21 protein-coding genes and 1 other RNA gene are annotated in these 20,442 nt (G+C 54.9%); 8 read left to right on the top strand and 14 right to left on the bottom strand.

All coding sequences use genetic code 11. The features are described from left to right. Positions 1 to 9 precede the first annotated feature (9 nt). From rsmI to mdtI, 4 genes are all read left to right on the top strand, one after another. A complete protein-coding gene (gene rsmI, locus AC6I8L_RS17490) occupies positions 10 to 873 on the top strand; it encodes a 16S rRNA (cytidine(1402)-2'-O)-methyltransferase (protein WP_058959532.1) in 864 nt (287 codons plus the stop codon). A gap of 33 nt (positions 874 to 906) precedes the next feature. Beyond that, positions 907 to 1,283, top strand: an RNA gene (gene rnpB, locus AC6I8L_RS17485) — RNase P RNA component class A. A 700-nt stretch (positions 1,284 to 1,983) separates the two neighbouring features. Continuing rightward, positions 1,984 to 2,334, top strand: coding sequence for a multidrug/spermidine efflux SMR transporter subunit MdtJ (mdtJ, locus tag AC6I8L_RS17480; RefSeq protein WP_160868599.1), 351 nt, complete (start codon positions 1,984 to 1,986; stop codon positions 2,332 to 2,334). Further along, entirely contained in the window at positions 2,321 to 2,650 is a 330-nt protein-coding gene (mdtI, locus tag AC6I8L_RS17475; RefSeq protein WP_034829202.1) for a multidrug/spermidine efflux SMR transporter subunit MdtI, read from the top strand. Before mdtJ ends, mdtI begins: the two co-directional genes overlap by 14 nt. 147 nt (positions 2,651 to 2,797) lie before the next feature. Here the strand turns inward: mdtI and AC6I8L_RS17470 are convergent, their stop codons facing one another. The 10 genes from AC6I8L_RS17470 to AC6I8L_RS17425 form a co-directional block, all read right to left on the bottom strand. Then, positions 2,798 to 3,772 carry a glutathione S-transferase family protein gene (locus tag AC6I8L_RS17470; protein WP_058959531.1) on the bottom strand — a complete coding sequence of 325 codons (975 nt, stop codon included), beginning with the start codon at positions 3,770 to 3,772 and terminating at the stop codon, positions 2,798 to 2,800. A gap of 80 nt (positions 3,773 to 3,852) precedes the next feature. Beyond that, the gene (locus AC6I8L_RS17465) at positions 3,853 to 4,263 is read right to left on the bottom strand and encodes a DoxX family protein (protein WP_058959530.1); all 411 of its coding nucleotides are present in this window, start codon (positions 4,261 to 4,263) and stop codon (positions 3,853 to 3,855) included. A gap of 206 nt (positions 4,264 to 4,469) precedes the next feature. Next, the gene (locus AC6I8L_RS17460; RefSeq protein ID WP_038644523.1) at positions 4,470 to 4,754 is read right to left on the bottom strand and encodes a YqjK-like family protein; all 285 of its coding nucleotides are present in this window, start codon (positions 4,752 to 4,754) and stop codon (positions 4,470 to 4,472) included. Next, the gene (locus AC6I8L_RS17455) at positions 4,751 to 5,146 is read right to left on the bottom strand and encodes a phage holin family protein (protein WP_034829196.1); all 396 of its coding nucleotides are present in this window, start codon (positions 5,144 to 5,146) and stop codon (positions 4,751 to 4,753) included. Before AC6I8L_RS17455 ends, AC6I8L_RS17460 begins: the two co-directional genes overlap by 4 nt. A 1-nt stretch (position 5,147) precedes the next feature. Continuing rightward, a complete protein-coding gene (locus AC6I8L_RS17450; RefSeq protein WP_034829194.1) occupies positions 5,148 to 5,453 on the bottom strand; it encodes an ElaB/YgaM/YqjD family protein in 306 nt (101 codons plus the stop codon). 34 nt (positions 5,454 to 5,487) lie between these two features. Next, on the bottom strand, positions 5,488 to 5,859 hold the full coding sequence (locus AC6I8L_RS17445; RefSeq protein WP_034829192.1) for a DUF1090 domain-containing protein: 372 nt from the start codon (positions 5,857 to 5,859) through the stop codon (positions 5,488 to 5,490). 172 nt (positions 5,860 to 6,031) lie between these two features. Further along, positions 6,032 to 6,400, bottom strand: coding sequence for an EnvZ/OmpR regulon moderator MzrA (mzrA, locus tag AC6I8L_RS17440; protein WP_058959529.1), 369 nt, complete (start codon positions 6,398 to 6,400; stop codon positions 6,032 to 6,034). Continuing rightward, entirely contained in the window at positions 6,397 to 7,074 is a 678-nt protein-coding gene (locus AC6I8L_RS17435) for a DedA family protein (RefSeq protein WP_034829190.1), read from the bottom strand. Before AC6I8L_RS17435 ends, mzrA begins: the two co-directional genes overlap by 4 nt. A 321-nt stretch (positions 7,075 to 7,395) precedes the next feature. Continuing rightward, positions 7,396 to 8,169, bottom strand: a complete 774-nt coding sequence (exuR, locus tag AC6I8L_RS17430) for a transcriptional regulator ExuR (protein WP_058959528.1) — start codon at positions 8,167 to 8,169, stop codon at positions 7,396 to 7,398. A gap of 90 nt (positions 8,170 to 8,259) precedes the next feature. Continuing rightward, positions 8,260 to 9,561: an MFS transporter gene (locus tag AC6I8L_RS17425; protein WP_058959569.1), complete on the bottom strand. Its 1,302-nt coding sequence runs from the start codon at positions 9,559 to 9,561 to the stop codon at positions 8,260 to 8,262. 386 nt (positions 9,562 to 9,947) lie between these two features. Here AC6I8L_RS17425 and uxaC point away from each other — a divergent pair, with 386 nt between their 5' ends. The 3 genes from uxaC to AC6I8L_RS17410 are packed head-to-tail and all read left to right on the top strand — an operon-like array spanning position 9,948 to position 14,308. Continuing rightward, positions 9,948 to 11,363 (top strand): glucuronate isomerase, encoded by a 1,416-nt coding sequence (uxaC, locus tag AC6I8L_RS17420; RefSeq protein ID WP_058959527.1) that lies wholly within the window; start codon positions 9,948 to 9,950, stop codon positions 11,361 to 11,363. Between the two features lies 1 nt (position 11,364). After that, positions 11,365 to 12,813, top strand: a complete 1,449-nt coding sequence (locus AC6I8L_RS17415) for a tagaturonate reductase (protein ID WP_058959526.1) — start codon at positions 11,365 to 11,367, stop codon at positions 12,811 to 12,813. A gap of 4 nt (positions 12,814 to 12,817) precedes the next feature. Continuing rightward, on the top strand, positions 12,818 to 14,308 hold the full coding sequence (locus AC6I8L_RS17410) for a UxaA family hydrolase (protein ID WP_058959525.1): 1,491 nt from the start codon (positions 12,818 to 12,820) through the stop codon (positions 14,306 to 14,308). Between the two features lie 87 nt (positions 14,309 to 14,395). Here AC6I8L_RS17410 and sstT read toward each other — a convergent pair whose 3' ends face one another. The 3 genes from sstT to AC6I8L_RS17395 all read right to left on the bottom strand — a co-directional run bounded on the left by sstT (position 14,396) and on the right by AC6I8L_RS17395 (position 18,084). Then, positions 14,396 to 15,640, bottom strand: a complete 1,245-nt coding sequence (gene sstT, locus AC6I8L_RS17405; RefSeq protein WP_058959524.1) for a serine/threonine transporter SstT — start codon at positions 15,638 to 15,640, stop codon at positions 14,396 to 14,398. A 228-nt stretch (positions 15,641 to 15,868) separates the two neighbouring features. Continuing rightward, positions 15,869 to 16,840 (bottom strand): TerC family protein, encoded by a 972-nt coding sequence (locus AC6I8L_RS17400; RefSeq protein WP_058959523.1) that lies wholly within the window; start codon positions 16,838 to 16,840, stop codon positions 15,869 to 15,871. Positions 16,841 to 17,103: 263 nt separating this feature from the next. Continuing rightward, a complete protein-coding gene (locus AC6I8L_RS17395) occupies positions 17,104 to 18,084 on the bottom strand; it encodes a Gfo/Idh/MocA family protein (protein WP_058959522.1) in 981 nt (326 codons plus the stop codon). A 139-nt stretch (positions 18,085 to 18,223) separates the two neighbouring features. Here AC6I8L_RS17395 and AC6I8L_RS17390 point away from each other — a divergent pair, with 139 nt between their 5' ends. Continuing rightward, positions 18,224 to 19,903 carry a chloride channel protein gene (locus tag AC6I8L_RS17390; RefSeq protein WP_058959521.1) on the top strand — a complete coding sequence of 560 codons (1,680 nt, stop codon included), beginning with the start codon at positions 18,224 to 18,226 and terminating at the stop codon, positions 19,901 to 19,903. Here AC6I8L_RS17390 and AC6I8L_RS17385 read toward each other — a convergent pair. After that, entirely contained in the window at positions 19,900 to 20,400 is a 501-nt protein-coding gene (locus tag AC6I8L_RS17385) for a M48 family metallopeptidase (protein WP_058959520.1), read from the bottom strand. The two genes, AC6I8L_RS17390 and AC6I8L_RS17385, sit on opposite strands and share 4 nt — an antisense overlap. Positions 20,401 to 20,442: the final 42 nt, after the last annotated feature.

Genomic DNA, 20,442 nt, shown 5'->3' with positions numbered 1-20,442 from the left:
GATGAAACAATGAAACAACTCGATCGGGCAGAGATTTCTGCCAGCACGCTCTATATCGTTCCTACCCCGATCGGTAACCTGGGTGATATCACGCAGCGTGCGCTGACGGTGCTTGCGAGCGTCGATCTGGTCGCAGCGGAAGATACACGTCATACCGGGCTGTTGCTACAACATTTCGCCATCAATGCGCGACTGTTCGCACTTCACGACCACAACGAACAACAGAAAGCAGAAGTGTTGTTAGCCAAGCTGCAAGAAGGCCAGAGCATTGCGCTGGTCTCGGATGCGGGCACGCCATTAATCAACGATCCTGGCTATCATCTGGTACGTCGCTGCCGTGAAGCAGGTGTGCGCGTGGTTCCGTTGCCGGGTGCCTGCGCGGCGATTACAGCATTAAGTGCGGCGGGGTTACCGTCAGATCGTTTCTGTTACGAAGGATTTCTGCCCGCCAAGAGTAAAGGCCGCTGCGATGCGCTGCGCTCCCTTGAGAATGAACCGCGAACCCTCATTTTTTATGAATCAACTCATCGTTTAATCGATAGCCTGCAGGATATGGTGAGCGTCTGGGGCGCGGATCGCTATGTGGTGCTGGCGCGCGAAATCACCAAAACCTGGGAAACCATCCAGGGCGCACCGGTCGGCGAGCTACTGGCCTGGGTGCTGGAAGATGAAAACCGTCGCAAAGGCGAGATGGTGCTGATTGTTGAAGGGCACAAGGCCGATGACGAAGCGCTGCCTGCCGAAGCGTTGCGAACCCTGGCGTTGCTGCAGACTGAGCTGCCGCTGAAAAAAGCCGCTGCGTTAACGGCGGAAATTCATGGCGTTAAGAAGAACGCCCTGTATAAGTACGCGCTGGAGCAGCAAGAGGCGTGACAAACGCGGGCGGATCGCCTATTATCCCGCGCCGAAGCTGACCAGACAGTCGCCGCTTTGTCGTCGTCCCTTTCGGGGGAGACGGGCAGAGGGGAGGAAAGTCCGGGCTCCATAGGGCAGGGTGCCAGGTAACGCCTGGGGGGCGCAAGCCTACGACCAGTGCAACAGAGAGCAAACCGCCGATGGCCCAGTAATGGGATCAGGTAAGGGTGAAAGGGTGCGGTAAGAGCGCACCGCGCGGCTGGCAACAGTTCGTGGCACGGTAAACTCCACCCGGAGCAAGGCCAAATAGGGGTTCACAAGGTACGGCCCGTACTGAACCCGGGTAGGCTGCTTGAGCCAGTGAGCGATTGCTGGCCTAGATGAATGACTGTCCACGACAGAACCCGGCTTATCGGTCAGTTTCGACTTTTTCATGTGAAAAACCCGCCTCGGCGGGTTTTTTGCTATCTGGCGTCCAGAGGCAAGATGAATAACTGTCCACTCCACTCTTTATGAAAAGAACGCGGCTTAGCAGTCAGTTTCGACTTCTTTATGGAAAAACCCCGCCCCGGTGGGGTTTTTGCTATCTGGCGTACGGCGCAAGATGAATGACTGTCCACCCCACTCTCTATGAAAAGAACGCGGCTTATCAGTCAGTTTCGACTTTTTCATGTGAAAACCCCGCTTCGGCGGGGTTTTTGCTATCTGGCGTATAACGGCGAGAGGAAGGAGAACCCACTCTCAAAGAAAAGAACGCGGCTTAGTGGAAATTAAAATAAATCTCATCCCGCGGAGAATAAATAAAGTCACAGCGTAAAGAAATGAAAATACCGAGGAACAAAATAATCCTTATGCCAGAATAGGCGCGTGTTTCACTACCGAGGACAATTTTTCATCCACATCGACGAAAAGCAACAGCGTGGATAAGTTGTAAAATTATGGACAAAATGCTCGCCCCAATGATGGCAACCTCTATTTATCTCTCTGAACACTTCCACTGCTCGATCTGCGACCAGCACTGGCGCTTCGCGCTTTAGCGTCACACTCTCCTTATTTAAAAATATTCTTAAAATTTCACATGCGTTTATTTCGTGTGATAGTTCTCTATTTCTCTTAAGGAGAGAAAGTATGCGCTATTGGCTTTTATTAGTTTTAGCTATCCTGGCTGAAATAACCGGCACGCTCTCTATGAAATGGGCCAGCGTCAATGACGACAACGCAGGTTTTATTTTTATGCTGGTGATGATTGCGCTCTCTTATATATTCCTGTCTTTCGCCGTAAAACGTATCGCTTTAGGCGTGGCCTATGCGATGTGGGAAGGTATCGGCATTCTGTTTATCACCCTGTTCAGCGTCACGCTGTTCGGTGAACCCTTATCGCTGATGAAGGTGGCGGGCTTAATCACCCTGGTGGCGGGAATTGCGCTAATCAAATCTGGCACGCTGACACGCAAGGAGCTGCAACATGGCCACGTTTAATGCGGTGCACGTTGCCTGGCTTGCACTGGCGATTGGGTTGGAGATCGTCGCGAATATCTTTCTCAAATACTCCGATGGTTTCCGCCGTGTCATTTACGGCCTGCTCTCACTGGTCGCGGTGCTGGGGGCATTCAGCGCCTTGTCACAAGCGGTGAAAGGGATCGATCTCTCAGTGGCTTATGCACTGTGGGGTGGTTTTGGTCTGGTGGCAACGGTAGCGGCTGGTTGGGTACTGTTTGGTCAACGTCTGAATCGCATCGGCTGGTTAGGGGTGGGATTGCTGATTGCGGGGATGGTGCTGATTAAGTTTGCTTAAAAGTGGGCACATCGGCCTGACACTTAGCGGCTAACGTGCATGAAGAAATGGAGTGTCAGGCGGTTCACCTCGTATTCCACCTTTTAAAACCTGCACAACACACTCCTTAAAAAAGGAGTGTGTTGAACGCAATGATCCCCACTAACCTCAACCGCGGCCGTGTGGCTCATCCCAGTCAAACGCCGGGCCTAGCGAAATCACGCCGCTCGGGTTGATGGTCTTGTGGCTACAGTAATAGTGATGGCGAATATGCGGCAGATTCACCGTATCGGCGACGCCCGGCATCTGGTAGATATCACGCAGGAAGCCGCTCAAATTGCGGTAATCACTGATGCGGTGACGATCGCACTTGAAATGCGTGACATACACCGGGTCGAAGCGGACTAAGGTGGTCCATAAACGCAAATCCGCTTCCGTCAGGCGATCGCCGGCCAGGTAGCGATGCTGCCCGAGGATCTGCTCAAGTCGCGCCAGCGAATGGAACAGCGCGGTGACTGATTCATCATAGGCCGCCTGCGAGGTCGCGAATCCGCTCTTATACACGCCATTGTTCACCGTGTCGTAAATCCAACCGTTCAGCTCATCGATCTTATCGCGCAACACCGGCGGATAATAATCCCCGGCGCGGGCACCTTGTGCATCGAAGGCCGTGTTGAGCATACGGATGATATCAGCCGATTCATTGCTGACGATGGTGTGCTGAGTTTTATCCCACAGCACCGGAACGGTCACGCGGCCTGTATATTGCGGGTCGGCGTGCAGGTAGAGCTGATAGAGGTATTCGTTTTGATACAGAGAGTCGCCGGTTGCGTCCGGGAAATCGTCGTCGAAGGTCCAGCCGTTTTCCAGCATCAATGGATGCACCACTGAGACGGAAATCATCTCTTCCAGCCCTTTAAGCTGGCGCATCAGCAGCGTGCGGTGTGCCCACGGACAGGCAAGAGAAACATAAAGATGATAGCGATCGCGCTCGGCAGCGAAACCCGCCTTGCCGGTGGGGCCAGCACTGCCATCTGCAGTGATCCAGTTGCGCCAGACTGCTTCTGTGCGTTTGAAGCGGCCACCGGTTGACTTCGTATCGTACCAGGTGTCATGCCATACACCGTCAATCAGTTGTCCCATAAGCCCTCCATAAAGAAAAAGGGCGAGGAAAATCCCCGCCCCTGCAAATCAGTATATGTGTTCTGGCAGCGCTTGTGTGCTTAGCGTGCGGCTGCTGGTGCGAATCGAGCACGAATCAGACGGTCAATGCTGTATGCACCCGGACCTACCAGACCCAGCACCAGGAAACCACCGGCGATGGACAGGTTCTTCATGAACATCAGCTGGTTAACGCCTTCAGCAAAGTTGCTGTGGAACAGGAACGCAGTCAGCACAGTGAAGCCCGCAGTGAACAGTGCGGTGAAACGCGTCAGGAAACCGAACAGAATTGCCAGACCGCCGCCGAACTCCAGCAGAATAACCAGCGGCAATAAGAAGCCCGGGACGCCCATCGCCTGCATGTATTGTGCGGTACCGGCATAACCGGTGATTTTGCCCCAGCCCGCAGTGATGAACAGAATGGTCATTAATACGCGTGCCAGCAACAGGCCTGAGTCTTCGAATTTTTTCATCATTTACTCCAACAAGAATTAAGAAGCAGGTTGTTGGCCTGCAAGGTTTTGATCCCGCAGAATCGCAGGTCGCAATTCGTTGGGCTGATGGAGGAAGATGATAGTCGCAGGTTGCAACAGTTGTAAGCGAGTTAAACTGTCAATGTTGTTCAGGGATTTTGATAAAGAAAAACCGAATCTTTTAGATCCGGTTTCAAATGAAGACGTTAGCGAGGTTCGAGCGTGGACTTAATCATGCGCCAGGTACTCCAAAGCCCAAAACCGCGTTTTGCCCAACGCAAAATACGGTTAGGACTGCGGATTGACCAGATAGCCAGTGCGCTGCTGCCAATCGCCAGATAGCGGCGTAAGCTGAGAAACGTTAGCCAGCCGCGATCGTAGTGAGCGGTGCCATCCAGCCAGTCACGGCGTGCAGCACTAAGATCCAATCGCTGCTGCTGAACCTGATTCAACAGTTCATGAATGCGTGCTTCACGTTCACGACGGCTCATGAGCGATGCTCCTCCAGCAAGCTGCGATCGGTTTCCAGCTCCTTGCGGGTATGACGCAGCAACGTTGACTGGCGTGACTTATATAGCGTCCACACACCAAAGATCAGCGCCAGTGCAAACAATACGGCGGTAGTAATGGCAATCGCCATCAGCCGATACTGCGCATCTACCGCCCAGATGATCAGCACCATCAGGCTCATTAAACCGAAAGCGGTAAACAGCATCGTCAGTCCAACCATCATCAGCATCTGAATCAGATTGGCTTTCTCCTCCTCCAGCTCGACAATCGCCAGACGGACGCGCGTTTCCACCATCCCGACCAGGGTGGTGACGATGCGCTGACCGATGTTGAAGACCCCTTTGCCTGGGCCGTGGCTCTGACTATCGCTCATATCAACGACGTGAGATCAGGATGCCGATCAGTACACCGACAGCTGCACCGATGCCTACGCCGTGCCACGGATTATCGCGCACATACTCGTCGGCCTTTTCTGCCGCTTCACGCGTGGATTGCGCGATGCGTTCACCGGAATCGCCCAGTCTCTCACGCGAACTTTCAATCGCGCCGCGCGCTTTGCTGCGCAGTTTGTCCAGTTCGGTTTTCGATTTATCCGCCGAGCTGCTCAGTACTTCTTCCAGGGTGTCAGCAAGGTTTTTCAGTTCCGCACGCAGATGTTCAGATGTGGTGTCTTTAGACATGAAGTTCTCCATTACATCATCTATTTAAGTCCGATTAGTAGGGCTCAGCCTCAAGCTTTTTCAGCTCGTGCTGTGCCTCTTCCAGCTTACGTTCGCGCTTCTCAATCTTATCTTTGTCGCCATCCTGACGCTCTTCCTTCAACTCACGCTCACGTTCCGCAATTTTGTGTTTTTGCTCTGCAATGCGTTCGCTGTGGGCTGACTTCAGTCTCTCATCAGTACAGTTCGCACGTACTTCAGTGAGCGCGCGCTCCAGCCCGGTCACCCGGCGCTGGTTATCATGCTGTTTAGCCATGTCGATTTCGCGCTGAATGTCGTGCTCTTTTTGCTGACACAGCGACTCGGCTGCCATCAGAGATCCCGAGAGAGAGAACAGAATAGCACCCAGCAGTAATTGATGTTTCATCAGGTTTTACCTTCCATTGTTGATGACCTGCCGCAAACCGGGCAGGAGAAGCGTCCCAGCTTGTCTTAACTCGCGCTACCTTTAAGCATAGACAGCAGACGAAAAAATTCAACGAAGACGCGGGGATAGCGAGGATTGATTCACCGCCTGGCTTATCACCAGACGGCTAAAATCAGCTGTAAGTGGGGCGATTGGCGTCAGGCACTTGCTGTGATGCTTGCGGTCCGCTTGCCACCACAAAGCCCTGTGGCAGCAGGCGTCGCAGCACTTTCTGCGCGGCCAGGCTCTGCTCTTCATTCTCGAAATGAATCACCAGCGCATCACCTGCAGGTGTAATGCTTTTAATACGCACGCCTTGTGCACTGAGTTGCTGATACAGATAAAAGCCATCCGGCAGATTGGTGCCATTGTGGGCAACACGGATTTGCACCACGGTATCGTGCTGCAACATCGACGGCACAAAAATCACCGCCAGCAGCGCCAGCACAGCGCCAAGCGCCCAGGGCACGAAGCGCCTGGGGAATCCACGGAATCTGATCATGGCTGTGAATTCCCATTGCGTGAAGACTGACGTTTACGCCACAGCACCACCAGAGAGCCCACCAGACCAATCACCAGCAACACCAGCGGTAACAGCATCAAGCAGAACATCAGTTCATCTTCATAGCGGCGGAAAATCGGCGTTTTGCCCAGCGCGAAACCGAGCACCGTCAGAATCAGCACCCACAGGAAGCCGCTCATCCAGTTGAAGAACTGAAAGCGTGCATTACTCAGGCCAGAAAGCCCCGCGATGGTCGGCAGCAGGGTGCGCACAAAGGCAATGAACCGACCGATCAGCAAGGCCGAAAGACCATGGCGATGGAATAAGCTGTGCGCGCGTTGATGATATTGCGCCGGAAGGTGCGAGAGCCACTTCTGTACGGTAGGCGTATTGCCCAGCCATCGACCCTGGATGTAACTCACCCAGCAGCCCAGGCTGGCGCCGGTGGTCAGAATCAGGATGGTAAGCGGGAAACCCATGGTGCCTTTAGCAATCAAAACACCGACTAAAATCAATAGACTATCGCCGGGCAGAAACGCGGCGGGTAGCAGGCCATTCTCGAGAAACAGGATCAAGAACAGCACGCCGTAAATGGCCCAAACCAGTGTCGGGTCGGAGAGCATTTCGTAATCCTGCTGCCACAGGGCATGCAGCAATGCTTTCAAAATATCCATCAATCATTCCTGAACATCATTGTTAAACGTGCCCGTAAGGGGCTGAGGCGCAGGCTGGCTTGGTTATACATTTTTGGTATGCAGCCGTTGCGGGATTTCCGGATCCATCCAGAATTGATTGTTAAATCAGCGACTTTTTAAAGCCCTGTCGCAAAGGGTAAGAAAAGGGCGATAACTGTAACAAAAATCACGCAGGTCAGACAGTGTAAAGTGGCGCTCGCACAGGAGTTTTACCTTTTGACGCAGATGCTCAAAAGGAGCTTTACATGAGCTGACACTATTGCAGATTAACTGACTTATTCGCCTGGAAATGCAGCAGAATCAATAAGAATTGTCATTACCTTCCGGCAGGATGACGGGATTTTCCGCAAACATGTAACGGTCGACATTAAATTCAAAATCGTCGGCGGTGGCGTTAAACAGCATCTGTTTAGTATTTTCCAGGTGCTGCCACATTGCCAGCTTACTGGCGGCGGGATCTTTGCGCATAAGTGCTTTCAGAATCTGGTCGTGATCGTCACACCAGCTGGTGATGTTGCGCGCATCAATATGCTCGTGCAGTTTGAGCCAATAGGGGTTGTGCAGACGGTGCAGCCACATCTTCTCGACTATCGCGGCGAGCGCGCTATTTTGCGTGGATTGAGCGATGCGGACGTGAAAGTGCATATCCCATTCAGAATCGCGTGAATGATCTTCCTGGCGGGCTTTTTCCTGAATTGCCATCAGCGCCATAATGTCCTGGCGCGTGACCTGCGTGGCGGCAAACTCGGCCACGTTGCTTTCAATAAGCTGGCGCGCCTGCAACAGCTCAAACGGACCGAAGCTGGCGAACTCCAGCTGGCTAGATGTGGTCTCGCGATTTTGCTGCTGATTACTGATCACGTGAATGCCGGAGCCTTTGCGTACCTCCACGTAACCTTCTACCTCCAGCATAATAATCGCTTCACGTACCACCGTGCGGCTCACCTCCATCTCTTCAGCGATCAGGCGTTCGGCCGGCAGCTTATCGCCCACGCGATAATCATCCGCCTCGATACGACGTTTAAGTTCACTGGCGAGTTGTTGATAAAGACGACGGGATTCATTCAGATCCATTGCGCGGTTCGCTGTAGTGGTGGAGGTTGAGTTGTTATACCACTTTGGCGGGAGGGAAGAAATGGGCTGGCGTGTGCCAGCCCGCAGAGATTAACTCCGTGCAGGAGCGGGTTGCGCTACGCCAGATTCCCCCAGCTCCGATACCGGCTGATTTTTCAGCACGGTCCAGATTACACAGGCACCGAGCAGGTCAAATACTGCCAGCGCGGCAAACAGCGGACTGAAGCCCAGCGTATCAGCCAATGCACCCACCACCAGCGCAAACAGGGTGCTGGCAGTCCACGCGGCCATGCCGGTCAGGCCATTTGCCGTGGCCACTTCATTACGGCCAAATACATCCGAGGAGAGGGTGATCAATGCACCGGACAGTGCCTGATGGGCGAAGCCACCGACGCACAGCAAACCAATCGCTACGTAAGGGCTGGTAAACAAACCAATGGTGCCCGGTGCAATCATCAGCACAGCGCCCATGGTCACCACCAGTTTGCGCGACACAATCAGATTCACGCCAAACCAGCGCTGGAACAGCGGCGGTAAATAGCCCCCGACGATGCAGCCGAGGTCGGCAAACAGCATCGGCATCCAGGCGAACATGGCGATCTCTTTCAGGTTGAAGCCGTAGACCTTAAACATAAACAGCGGGATCCACGCGTTAAAGGTGCCCCATGCCGGTTCCGCGAGGAAACGCGGCAGGGCGATGCCCCAGAACTGGCGATTACGCAGGATCTGACGCGCCGACATTTTGCTGTTATTACCGGTCTGATGCTGCACTTCCTGACCGGAAATAATGTAATGACGCTCTTCATCGCTGAGCTTGGTTTGCTGCTTAGGATGTTTATAAAAGATTAACCAGCACATCGCCCATGCCATGCTGAGCACGCCGGTGATGATAAAGGCCAGCTGCCAGCTGTGCGCCAGAATTGCCCACACCACCAACGGTGGAGCCAGCATCGCACCAATCGATGAACCGACGTTGAAGTAGCCGACCGCCACGGAGCGCTCTTTGGCCGGGAACCACTCGCTGCTGGCTTTCAAACCGGCAGGGATCATTGCCGCTTCAGCCGCGCCCACTGCGCCACGTGCCAGCGCAAAACCGCCCCAGCTGCCTGCCATCGCGGTGGCAGCACAGAAGATCGCCCAGAGGATGGCAAACACCGCGTAGCCAATTTTGGTGCCCAGCAAATCCAGCACATAGCCTGCCACGGGTTGCATCACGGTGTAACACGCCGAATAGGCGGCAACGATATAGGAATATTGTTGGGTGGTAATGCCCAGCTGGGTTTCCAGCGTCGGTGCGGCAACTGCGATGGTATTACGCGTCAGGTAACCGAGTATGGTGCCCAGCGTCACCAGCCCAATCATGTACCAGCGTAGCCCTTTGATCTTACGCATCATTAACCTCTTCCAGTCTGTCGTAACACTTGCCATTAAAGGTAGGGAGTACTTGTGTACTCCCGCTGGCGGCGATGACGAATCAGACCTGCCGCCTTGTTGTTATGAGATGTGCCATGAGGTTCGGCATCAACGAGGCGAGAGAGTAACTTGTTATACAACTTTAAAAGTTGAATGCCATCACAAAACCCTTCATGCACTATGTGATCCGCTAAACAGGCGTTATAACAGCCAGTTAGTGCAATGTGGCTGACCGTTTCGTCCATATACCCACAGTGAAACTGTCATTATTGTGAGGTGTATCGCAAACAATTTTGCCGATCGCCAAAATTGGTATGATAACTTTGAGTCAGAAGCCAATTGGCCCCAAACATGAGGAAGCAGGTATGTCGCGTTTTATGAGTGAGGATTTTCTACTCGATAGCGAGTTCGCCCGTCGTCTGTACCATGACTACGCCAAAGACCAGCCGATTTTCGACTATCACTGCCATTTACCGCCGCAGCAGATTGCCGAAAATTACCGCTTCACCAATCTCTATGACATTTGGCTGAAAGGCGATCATTACAAATGGCGTGCGATGCGTGCTAATGGCGTACCCGAAGCGCTGTGCACCGGCGACGCCAGCGATCGCGAGAAATTCAACGCCTGGGCACGCACGGTGCCGCACACTATCGGCAATCCGCTGTATCACTGGACGCACCTTGAGCTGCGTCGTCCGTTTGGCATTACCGATGTATTGCTGAATGAGCAGAGCGCGGATCGCATCTGGCAGCAGTGCAATGAGCTGCTGGCGCAGGATGCCTTTAGCGCACGCGGCATCATGCAGCAGATGAAGGTGAAAATGGTCGGTACCACTGACGATCCGCTTGACGATCTGCAGCACCATCGCACGCTGGCGGACGATGCCAGCTTTAGCGTTAAAGTGCTGCCAAGCTGGCGTCCGGATAAAGCCTTCAACATTGAGCTGGATACCTTCGTGCCTTGGATTCAGCGTCTGGAACAGGTCGCCGATGTCAGCGTGCAACGCTTTGATGATCTGCGCCGCGCGTTGAGCCTGCGTCTCGATCATTTTGCCGCACACGGCTGTAAAATCTCCGACCATGCGCTGGACGTAGTGCTGTTTGCCGAGGCCGATGAAAGCACGCTGGATAGTATCCTGGCGCGTCGCCTGCAAGGTGCTGCACCGACGCAAGAAGAAGTGGCGCAGTTCAAAACAGCGGTGCTGGTGTGGCTTGGCAGCGAATATGCGCGTCGCGGCTGGGCGCAGCAGTATCACATTGGCGCGCTGCGTAATGCTAATCGTCGGCAGTTCGATATTCTCGGCCCGGATGTGGGCTTTGACTCCATTAATGATGCGCCGATGGCGATCCCTTTGGGTCGTTTGCTGGATGCGCAGAACCGTAACAACGCACTGCCGAAAACCATTCTTTACTGCGTTAACCCACGCGACAACGAAGTGCTGGCGACCATGGCGGGCAATTTCCAGGGCGAAGGTGAACCCGGCAAGATGCAGTTTGGTTCCGCATGGTGGTTTAACGATCAGCTTGATGGCATGCATCGTCAGATGACGCAGCTGGCGCAAATCGGCCTGTTGAGTCGCTTCGTCGGCATGCTCACCGACAGCCGCAGTTTCCTCTCCTACACCCGCCACGAATACTTCCGTCGCCTGCTGTGCCAGATGATCGGCAACTGGGTTGAACGCGGGGAAGCGCCAGCCGACGAAGCGCTGTTGGGGCAGATGGTGCAAAACATTTGCTTTAACAATGCGCGCGATTACTTCGGCATTGAGTTGGGAGCCTGAGATGCAGCGGCTAAACCGTCACGATTTCCCCGGCGTAAGCTATAGCGAGCGCGTGCTCCAGTTTGGGGAAGGCAACTTCCTGCGGGCGTTTATTGACTGGCAGCTCGACTGGCTCAATGAGCATCAGGGCACCGATGCGGGCGTGGTGGTGGTGCGGCCGCGCAATCGCGTGGTGGAAGATTCACTGAATCAGCAGGACGGTTTGTACACCACGCTGATCCGTGGATTGAACACGCAGGGCGAGCAGGTAAGTGAAACCCGCCTGATCCGCAGCCTCAATCGCGAGATCCAGCCCTATCAGCAGTTCGAGGATTTTCTCGCACTGGCCCGTGCGCCGCAGATGCGCTTTGTGTTCTCCAATACCACCGAAGCAGGCATTGCCTTTGTTGAGCAGGATCGGCTGGAGGATGCGCCAGCTTCCTCCTTCCCCGGCAAGTTGACACAACTGCTGTGGGCGCGCTTCCGCCACTTTGCCGGTGCGGCAGAGAAAGGCTGGTTGATCGTGCCGTGCGAGTTAATCGATCACAACGGCGATGCACTGCGTGATCTGGTGCTGCGCTATATCAAGCACTGGCTGCTGCCGCCGGAATTTGCCCGCTGGGTGCTGGATCATTGTGCGTTCTATAACACGTTGGTGGATCGCATCGTTACTGGCTATCCAGCCGATGGTACCGACATCGCTGCACAGTTGGGTTACGAGGATCGCTATCTGGTGGCGGGCGAAGTCTATTACCAGTTTGTGATTCAGGGGCCCGATGCGCTGGCGCAGGAACTGAAGCTCGCCGCGCTGGCGCCGGAAGTGAAGTTTGTCGATGACATCACGCCCTACAAAGCCCAGAAGGTGGCGATCCTCAACGGTGCGCACACTGCGATGGTGCCGGTGGCGTTTCAGGCCGGACTGGAGAGCGTCGGTGCAGCGATGGATGATGCCGACATTGCGAACTATGTTGATGCGCTGCTGCGTGAGGAAGTGATTCCGACGCTGGATCTGCCGCGCGATGAACTGCACGCCTTTGCCGATGCAGTACAGCGTCGCTTCCGCAATCCGTTTATCCGACATGCGCTGCTCTCCATTGCGCTCAACGGCATGACCAAATTCCGTACCCGTTTGCTGCCACAGCTGTTGTTGTCTCAGCAGCAAACCGGCCAATGGCCACCGCGCCTGACCTTCGCCTTTGCCGCGCTACTGGCGTTTTATCGCGGCAAGCAGGGCGACCAGCAGTGGCCTTTGCAAGACGACGACCACTGGTTGCAGCAGTTCGCAGAACTATGGCCAGCCGTAAACCAGGACACATTGACCCCGGAACAGTTGGTGCAGGCGGTACTCTGCAACCGATCACACTGGGGCGAAGATCTCACTCAGCGGCCCGGATTAGTGGCCGCAGTCAGCCAACACCTGCAAAACATCGTTGTCCACGGGATGCGGACAGCGCTGGTACAACTGAGATAACGCTATGCAAGATGCGATAAGAATCCATTCGCGCGACAACGTGGCGGTAGCGCTGCGCGATTTACCTGCCGAAGCCAAAGTCGAAATTGATCGCCAGTTTATTACCTTGCAGCAAGAGGTTGGTCGGGGCCACAAGTTTGCGCTGACGCCGCTGGCAACGGATGCGCTGGTGATCAAATACGGCTTGCCGATTGCCCATGCCACGCGCCCGATCGCCATTGGCGAAATCATTCACTCCAGCAACGCACGCACCAATCTGAGCGATGTGGATGAGTACGACTACCAGCCGGAGTTTCTCGATATCCCCGCTCAGGCCGGCGATCGCGAGGTGCAGATTTACCGCCGCGCCAGTGGTGAAGTCGGTATTCGTAATGAGCTGTGGATTCTGCCAACGGTGGGCTGTGTGAACGGCATCGCCCGGCAGATTCTGTCGCGCTTCCTCAAGGAGACCAACGAGGCAGAAGGGATCGATGGGGTGCACCTGTTCAGCCATCCGTTTGGTTGTTCTCAGCTCGGTCAGGACCATGAAAACACCCGCACCATGCTGCAAAACATGGTGCGCCATCCCAATGCCGGTGCGGTGCTGGTGATCGGCCTGGGCTGTGAGAACAATCAGGTGGATGTGTTCCGCGAAACGCTGGGCGGCTTCGACAGTGACCGCGTGCACTTTATGGAGTGTCAGAAGCAGGACGACGAAGTCGAAGCCGGCCTTGAACGGCTGCATGCGCTGTACAACGTGATGCGTGGCGATCAGCGTCAACCGGGCAAGCTCAGCGAACTGAAGTTCGGACTGGAATGCGGCGGATCTGACGGTTTCTCTGGCATCACCGCCAACCCGATGCTGGGCTGCTTCTCCGATCAGATGATTGCCAACGGCGGCACTACGGTGCTGACCGAAGTACCGGAAATGTTTGGCGCAGAGCGCATTTTGATGAGCCGTTGCCGGGATGAAGCCACCTTTGATAAAACCGTGGCGATGATCAACGACTTCAAGCGTTACTTTATCGACCATCAGCAGCCGATCTATGAGAACCCATCGCCGGGTAACAAGGCGGGCGGTATCACCACGCTGGAGGAGAAATCCCTTGGCTGCACGCAGAAAGCCGGGCAGAGCCAGGTGGTGGATGTACTGAAATATGGCGAGCGTCTGGTCACGCCTGGCCTCAATCTGCTGAGCGCGCCAGGAAACGATGCGGTGGCCACCAGCGCGCTGGCGGGCGCAGGTTGTCATATGGTGTTGTTCACCACCGGACGCGGCACGCCCTATGGCGGATTCGTGCCTACCGTGAAGATTGCCACCAACTCGCAGCTGGCAGAGAAGAAACCGCACTGGATTGATTTTAATGCCGGACGTTTGATTGAGGGCATGAGTATGCCGGAGATGCTGGTCGATTTCGTCGATATGATTGTGGCGATTGCTAACGGTCAACCGGCGCGTAACGAAGCCAATGATTTCCGCGAGTTAGCGATATTTAAGAGTGGTGTCACGCTGTAAAAATCAGGTGCGATCGATGTGCATCTGACAACAATCACACTTGCTTATCTTAAGGGCGGCATGAATGCCGCCCTGTGCAATGCCAATTTATTCTGCTTCAGACACCGTGCGCGGTTCGCGCTCGGCTTCCGCCTGGCACACCGCTGCCGTAAACAGAATGTCGGTTGAAGAGTTCAGCGCCGTCTCGGCGGAATCCTGCAATACGCTGATGATAAAGCCGATGGCCACTACCTGCATCGCCAGGTCATTCGGAATCCCGAACATGTTACAGGCGACCGGAATCAACAGCAGCGAACCGCCGGCCACACCCGAGGCGCCACAGGCACAAATCGAGGCCACAAAACTCAGCAGAATGGCCGTCGGCACATCCACGGAAATGCCCAGCGTGTGTACCGCCGCCAGTGTCAGCACCGTGATGGTGGTAGACGCGCCCGCCATACTGATCGTCGCGCCAAGCGGAATAGACACAGAATAAGTATCTTCATCAAGATTCAGGCGTTTGGCGATCGCCATATTTACTGGAATATTTGCGGCAGAGCTGCGGGTAAAGAAGGCGGTCACGCCACTTTCACGGATGCAGGTAAACACCAGCGGATAAGGGTTACGACGAATCTTTTGGAACACCAGAATCGGATTCACCACCAATGCCATGATGGCCATGCATCCCAGCAGCAGCGCCAGCAGCGTTGCGTACTCCTCAAGTGCACCAAAGCCGGTTGAGGCCAGAATCGAGGCCACCAGACCAAAAATCCCCAGCGGCGCACAGCGAATCACGCAACGCACCACCCACGTCGCCGCATGCGAAGCATCGGTAAGAAACGCCTTGCTGCTTGGGCTGGCATGGCGGAAAGCCAGACCGAGGCCGATGGCCCACACCAGAATGCCGATGTAGTTGGCGTTGAGTAACGCGTCAATCGGGTTAGCCACCATGCTCATCAACAGACCGTGCAGCACTTCGGTAATGCCAGACGGCGGTGAAATTTCGGTTGCGCCCACGTTCATTGACAGAGTTTGCGGGAACAGATGGCTCAAGGTGACCGCGACCACAGCGGCGAAGAAGGTGCTCAACAGATAGAGCATGATGATGGGACGGATGTTGGTTTTCTGCCCTTGTTGATGATTAGCAATCGAAGAAATCACCAAAACCAACACCAGCAGCGGGGCCACCGCCTTCAGGGCGCGAACGAACAGTTCACCCAGCAGACCTACGGCCAGAGCGGCATCACGTGAGAACCACGCCAGCGCTACGCCGGCAATCAGGCCAATCATGATTTGTTTTACCAGGCTTCCTGCGAACAGCGCGCCCAGACGTCCAATAAAGTTATTTAGCATAGTTCGGTCTTTTTATAGCGGTATGAGTGTTGTGCGCGGTTGCTCCGCGCCAAACGGTTTGCCCGGCGGAGTATAAGGAAAAGTCCTGGTGAGGGAAGAGATAATTCTGGACGTGCGGCGCAGATCGGTTTTTTGATCTGCTGACGATGTGAAATGTGACAGAGCTATGAAAGGTGAAATTTGCAGCTGGCGAAACAAAGCAGGGGCGATTACCGCCCCTGCAGAAGATTATGATGAGATGCGTTTCTGGTCGTTTCTGTGGTTAACCCAGGCGTTAATCAGCAGAGTACCGCCCAAAATCACGCCCACCACCGACAGTGAGATGCCCACCGGAATATGGTAGAACTCGACGATCAGCATCTTGATACCAATAAACACCAGCACAATCGCCAGGCCATATTTCAGCATTGAGAAGCGCTCAGCCACGTTCGCCAGCAGGAAGTACATGGCGCGCAGACCGAGAATCGCGAACAGGTTCGAGGTCAGGACGATAAAGGGATCGGTCGTCACTGCGAAGATCGCCGGAATACTATCAACCGCGAAAATCACATCGCTTAGCTCCACCATGATCAGCACCAGCAGTAGCGGGGTGGCAAACAGCACGCCATTTTTGCGGGTGAAGAACTTCTCGCCTTCGAGATTATCCGTCATGCGCAGATGTTTACGCAGCCAGCGCACCACCGGTTTGTCGCCCACTGCCGCGTCATCGCCTTCTTTGGCAAACGCCATTTTCAGGCCGGTGAACAGCAGGAAAGCGCCGAACACGTAGAGGATCCAGCTGAACTGCGTCACCAGATAGCTGCCGGCGAAGATCATGATGGTACGCAATACGATCGCGCCCAGCACGCCATACACCAGCACGCGGCGTTGCAGGTTTGCCGGAATAGCGAAGTAGCTGAACAGCATCAGCCAGACGAAGACGTTATCCACCGCCAGCGCTTTTTCCAGCACGTAGCCGGTGAGGAAAGCGAGGGTTTGTGCGGTCGCCACTTCGCTGCCGGCGGTGCCTTCGAGGTACCACCAGAAAGCGGCGCTGAACAGCAGGGAAACGGAGATCCACACCAGCGACCAAACGGCGGCCTGCTTAAATGACATGGTTTGTGCGCCGCGACGTCCCTGTAAGAAGAGATCGATCGCCAGCATGATGAGCACAACAACAGCGAAGCTGCCCCAGAGTAACGGTGTGCCTACAGTGTGCATAGTTGTAATCCTGTCCGGAAAATAAAAAAGCGGCTAAGTCAGAAGACGTTAGCCGCTTTGATCAAGCTGCAAGCAAACCTCGCCTTCCGGCAAGGTCTCACTTACAACTCAGAATAGATTCCGGGTTGCCTGACGACCGGATGCGTTTAGCATCGTAATGACGATCAATCAGCTTACAAGTTACTCCCCTTTGCAGCGGCCAAGATACGTCCAACGGCTGAGGTATTCAATGGGGAGTTTGAAATATTCTGCAATATTTACACTTAAGCCTGGTCTGCCGGGAACACCACGCCAGTCTGGCGGCGGATTTCCGTCAGCAGTTTTGCTGTGATGCGCGAGGCTTCCAGTGCCGGATGCTCGACCTGGCGCTGCTCAACCCGTTGGGCAAAGGCCTCGGCTTCATACAGCATGGTGTTGATATGCTGCGGTTGCGTCAGATTCTGGCTTTCGCCACCGCGTGGGATAAAGCGCAACTGCTGGCATTCCGAGATTTTCTCAATCACCAGTGAGCCGGCTTCGCCCTGAATTTCGCTCGGAATCAGTGAATCGCTCACCTTGGAGTGCAGCAGCGTGACATCAAAATCGCCGTAGCTCAGCACCACTACACCGTGCGCATCGACGCCACTCTCCAGCAGCGAAGCCTGCGCTTTCACCTGCTGCGGTTCGCCCCACAATGTGACGGCAGCGGCCAGGCAGTAAAAGCCAATGTCCATAATCGAACCGTTCGACCAGCGCGGATTAAAGGTATTGGGATTTTCGCCGTCGAGATAACGCTGATAGCGTGAAGAGTACTGGCAGTAGTTAATCAACGCTTTACGCAGCTTGCCAAGTTGCGGCAGGGTGTTCTGCAGTTGCAGGAAGGTCGGCAGGCTGGCAGTTTTAAACGCCTCGAACAGTACTACCTGATGCTGGCGCGCACAGGCGATCATCGCCTCGGCCTCACGCAGATTCGATGCCATCGGCTTTTCGCAAATCACATGTTTGCCGTGCGACATAAACAACATCGCTTGCTCAGCGTGTAACGCATTCGGGCTGGCGATATACACCGCATCGATTTCCGGGCTGGCCGCCAAATCGTCGAGGGAAGTGAAGGTAAGTTTGCAGGGATAGTCAGCGATAAAGGCATCCGCCTGTGACTGCTGGCGCGAATAGACACCGCTTAACTTCATTTTGCCGGTCTCATGCGCGGCGTCGATAAACTGGCGGGTTATCCAGTTGGTTCCCACAATGGCAAAACGAATCACGGCTTTGTACTCCTGCAACAGTAAAGCGGCAGAGTAGCATGTTCAGCGGATCGTTCGTCAGACGAAATTTGATCATGCGATCCGCATTCCAATATGATGATGCGGCACATTTTTTTAACCAGCTAGCGGGGACGCGCGGGTGAGTGGAAGTAAACATGCATTGAACTGGACCACACTGCTGATTGCTATCCCCGTGGGATTCGTCGCGTCGCTGGTGACCTTAGCGTTTCGCGGCGTCATTGATTTGATTAACCGCCTGCTGTTTAACAGCGACAGCGAAATCACCGTGGCGATGCATGTCTGGCCGTGGATCTTCTGGCCGCTGCTGGTGGGCGCGGGCGGTGTGCTGGCGGGGTTCTTCCTGCGCTATGCGGTGGCGATTGAGAAACAGGAAACGGTTAAAACCGACTATCTCGAAGTGATCAACGCGCGCCTGGATGCGGTGCCGACCAAAACCTCGCTGTTCCGCGCACTCTCCTCGATTGCCAGTATCGGCAGCGGTGCTTCGATTGGTAAAGAGGGGCCGATGGTGCAGCTCTCCGCGCTGAGTGGCAGCCTGATGGGCCGCTGGTTCCCGCAGATGCGTAACAGCGATATTGTGGCGATGGCCGCAGCGGCCGGGCTCTCTTCTGTGTACCACGCGCCGCTGGCCTCAGCGATTTTTGTCGCTGAAATTGCCTTTGGTATCTCGGCGCTGCAGCGGCTGATCCCGCTGATTGTCGCCTCGGCGGTGGCGGTGATGACCATGTGGTCACTCGGTTTTCGCAGTGCGCTTTATCCGCTCTCCGAAGCCTTGTTCCAGATGGATATCAGCAGTTTGTTGATGACCATCGTGATTGGTTTGGTGTCCGGTTTAGCCGGTTGGTTGCTGATCAAGTTGATTGCCCGCAGCAAAATGCTATTTGGTCGTGTTAAGTCATTGCCTGCGCGTCTGGGACTTGGCGGCTTAGCGGTGGGTTTGCTGGCGTTGATCTCCACCGATATTCTGGGCAACGGCTACGAAGTGATCGTGAAAATCATCGATGGTCACTATGTACTGGCCGGATTGATTGGCCTGCTGGTGCTCAAAACCCTGGCCACCACGCTGTCGGTGGGATCGAACGCGGTGGGCGGTCTGTTTACCCCTTCGCTACTGATTGGTGCGCTGCTCGGCGTGGCGCTGGCGCAGATGGGCGTGGCACTTCATCTGCCGGTTGGCGATACCTTGCTTTACGCGGCGATTGGTATGGCGGCGGTATTAGCGGCCGTGAGTCAGGCGCCGTTAATGGCGATGCTGATGGTGCTGGAGATGACGCTCAACAGCAGCCTGTTATTCCCGATCATGATCGCCTCGGTGCTGGCTTCCATGGTGGTGTACCGACTGCAATCGGCCAGCACCTATCCGGTGGTGAGCAACCACTTTAGCCGCTCAGAAGCCAAATTTGATTTCGATAATATGCGCGTTGACCAACTGATCATCCCCGGCGCCGCGTTGCAGCCTGAAGAGTCGGTAGGTCAGGCGCTGGCTGTGAGTTCGCTGAAGCGCGAACGCTATGTGTATGTGATCAACAGAGCGGGGCAGTTCCTGGGCGTGGTATCGATCCATGACATCTCGCGCAAAGTGTTATCGCAGGAGATCACCCTGGATTCCCCGGTCAGCAGCGTGATGGATGATAACTTCCCGTACATTTATCAGAACCAGAGTATGCGTGAAGGCTGGGAGGCCTTTGCCCGCGTGACGCTGGAGCGTTTACCGGTGCTCAACAACCCGCAGGAGCGCCGCTTTATGGGCGCCTTGACCAAAACCAGTTTGATTCAGAAGGCGCAGGAGTTCCTTTAAGCCGCGTTACCGCGCATCGCCTGATCCGTCATCCACAGACGCGCATCGAACTCCAGCTGGTGGTAATCCGGTTCCATATGGCAGCAGAGTTGGTAGAACGCTTTGTCGTGATCCTTCTCTTTCAGGTGCGCCAGTTCGTGCACCACGATCATGCGCAGGAACGGTTCCGGTGCCAGACGGAAGAAGGTGGAGATACGAATCTCGGCTTTGGCTTTCAGGTTGCCGCCCTGCACGCGCGAGATGGCGGTGTGCAGGCCAAGCGCATGTTTCATCACCTTGATTTTGTTATCCCAGATCACTTTGCTGATCGGCGGTGCGCTGCGCATATAACGGCTTTTGATTGCCTGGGTGTAATCATACAGCGCACGGTCACTGACAATATTGTGCGTGTCAGGATAGCGTTCCTGCAAAAAGTTGCCCAATCGCTGATTATCAATCAGCAACTGCACCTGTTCGAGGATGTTTTCAGGATAACCCTGCAGATAGATTAATGACATTGGGATTCCCGACGAAAGACAGTATACTGCGCCCCCTTTTTA

The sequence above is a fragment of the Type-E symbiont of Plautia stali genome, from assembly GCF_059731115.1.
The sequence above is the reverse complement of the archived record's forward strand: the minus strand, read 5'-3'. Positions and strand labels throughout refer to the sequence as shown.